This window comes from Synechococcus sp. R3-13, from assembly GCF_047462195.1.
Taxonomy (GTDB): domain Bacteria; phylum Cyanobacteriota; class Cyanobacteriia; order Thermostichales; family Thermostichaceae; genus Thermostichus.
The window spans coordinates 1-2,206 of the sequence record NZ_JANSIO010000184.1; the positions used below are offsets into that span (position 1 = coordinate 1).

General features: G+C 55.6%; 5 protein-coding genes. 2 read left to right on the plus strand and 3 right to left on the minus strand.

The features are described 5' to 3' along the window. Positions 1–334: class I SAM-dependent methyltransferase (locus NW856_RS05510; RefSeq protein WP_414399453.1), on the plus strand; the 334-nt coding region annotated here is incomplete at its 5' end. Positions 335–468: 134 nt separating this feature from the next. Further along, entirely contained in the window at positions 469–1,011 is a 543-nt protein-coding gene (locus tag NW856_RS05515; RefSeq protein WP_011429576.1) for an NYN domain-containing protein, read from the plus strand. On the opposite strand, the gene NW856_RS05520 is transcribed toward NW856_RS05515, so the two are convergent. The 3 genes from NW856_RS05520 to NW856_RS05530 form a co-directional block, all read right to left on the minus strand. Further along, entirely contained in the window at positions 1,008–1,244 is a 237-nt protein-coding gene (locus tag NW856_RS05520; protein WP_414399454.1) for a hypothetical protein, read from the minus strand. The two genes, NW856_RS05515 and NW856_RS05520, sit on opposite strands and share 4 nt — an antisense overlap. 299 nt (positions 1,245–1,543) lie before the next feature. Beyond that, the gene (locus NW856_RS05525) at positions 1,544–1,945 is read right to left on the minus strand and encodes a YraN family protein (RefSeq protein ID WP_011433700.1); all 402 of its coding nucleotides are present in this window, start codon (positions 1,943–1,945) and stop codon (positions 1,544–1,546) included. 23 nt (positions 1,946–1,968) lie between these two features. After that, positions 1,969–2,091 (minus strand): hypothetical protein, encoded by a 123-nt coding sequence (locus tag NW856_RS05530; protein ID WP_011429573.1) that lies wholly within the window; start codon positions 2,089–2,091, stop codon positions 1,969–1,971. Between the last annotated feature and the right edge of the window lie 115 nt (positions 2,092–2,206).

A 2,206-nucleotide genomic window follows, 5' to 3' on the forward strand; every position in this document is an offset into this window, starting at 1 on the left:
ATCCGCCCACCATTTGGAAAACTACGAGTCGGAGCAATTTGATCTGGCCATTGCCACCGGATTTTTGTACTACTACCCGATTGAGTACTTCGACGCGGTTTGGGCAGAGTTGATGCGAGTGTTGCGACCGGCTGCACCTGTGATTATTGAAGTGGTCAATCCCGACTCGGTGTGGGCGGAACAATGGGGCCTCATCGAGCTATTCAAAGGCACCGAACCGATTTTCACCCCCCTAACGGAGTGGGAGCGGCGCATCGCAGCCTTGGGGGGCAAAATTCAGAAACAGGCCAGTGGCGAACTGTTCACCACCTATTGGATTCAGCGCAGACCGTGATCTGCTCACAACCGGGAAAGTATCGGAGCATTCGGAGTAGTGGGGTAACCTTTAAGGCTGGGTACTAAGATTAAAAATAAGATAAAGATTAAGATTAAGAAGTGTGATCCCGGACAAGGGATCCACCGCCATCCATGCAAGCCTCCTCTCCCACCTTCCTCTTGGTTGATGGCTACAACATCATCGGAGCTTGGCCCACCCTGAGCCAGTTAGCGCGTCGCTCCCTGATGGAATTGGCCCGTCTGCGCTTGGTGGAATCTTTGGCCAACTATGTGGCCTTCCGGGGCTACCAGGCGACCGTGGTGTACGATGCCTACGCCCAACCCACTCCAGCCCGGCAAGAGCGCTCCCCTTCGGGTATCGAGATCCTGTATACCTCCTATGGCGAGACCGCCGACAGTTGTATTGAACGGCTGTGTGCTCAGTTGCAGAGGGATGGGTGTCGGGTACGGGTGGCTACCTCCGATCGTGTCCAGCAGTTGGTGATTGGCGGCTACAACGCCGAATGGGTCTCGGCAGAACAACTGTGGGATGAAGTGCAGCAGGCCCAGCAGCAGATCCGGCGCGTCCAACCAAAACGGCTATCGAGCAAGCGGGGCATTGATGCCTACTTGGATGCAGATACTCTCTCACGCCTAAATCGCTGGCGGCTGTCCGGCCAAGATCCCATGCGCTAAATGCCATCGTAGGGAACGGTGGGAGCTCCATACCAAAGATGCTCCTCATCTGGCGAGGCAGTAGGCAACTGCTCCTGTGAAGGATCCGCTACCTCTGCTGGAGCCAGCTCCCGCTCATCTACCAACACCAGCACCCGCACAACTCGATTTTTGGGCAATTGTTCCTGCGCCTTCATGGGCAAGATCAGTTGACCTTGGCTGTCGGTACGGGCCCAGAACTCATGTGCTTTCATGCTGTTTCCCAAAATCATGAGCCAATGAAGGGATCCCCAGGCCGGATCTTAGTGAGGATGATGAATGACCCCAGAAAGCTCCATCTGTTCTTCGTATTCAGATGAGTCGGAGAGGCTGGCCCAGCTTTATAGTTATTTTGATTCAAACTAGGACACTCTAGGACACTGCGTCAGGGTTGTGGAGCAATAGCGTTGCGGAGCAATAATGCGCGGGGCTAGAGGGCTTGTCTCAGCAGCCCAGGCATCTCACCTAACCTGAAACGGCCATAAGCTCCCACAGCATCTCGGATAAGCTTGCCTCAACAAATCTCAAAAGCCGCTGGCAGGTAGTCAACCAAAGCGTAGCTCACCCCTTCCCTGGAGGCCCGACGTTCTATCAGCGCAACATCAAAACGGCAGGACAACTCGGAGAGGTGGGGATGCTGGCTCAAGAAGGCCTGGGCAGCCCGGATCAAGCGTCGCTGCTTGGGGATCCCAACCGCCAAAAGCCCGCCTCGATCCCAGCTACCGGGGCTACGGGTTTTCACCTCTACGAAAATCAGCACATCAGCTTTGTGGGCAACCAGATCCAGCTCGCCCCAAGGGCAGCGCCACCGCTGGGCCAGGATCTGCCAGCCCTGCTGACAGAGATATTGCCGCACCCAGCCCTCGCCGACGTTGCCTGTATTCTGGAGGGAAGCCCTTCTGGGCAAGGGATCCATAAAAAAATCACCAGCGCCCGGCTCTAATGAGCAGAGCCATTGCCGTGATACTTGTCGGTGTCGTAAAAGCCGTTGCGGGTGCCGAAGTAGAAACTTGCCAGAGAGAGGACAAGAGCAACCCCCACCAAGACTAACTTTGCATCCACGTGGTTTTCCCCTGATTTTCTCCTCAACCGTGATCATAATAGCCTGCCGATCCTTCACAATCCTCTGGTAAGCGATGCGCGGCAGTAAACTACCCGACCCTGACTGCTTCGCAGT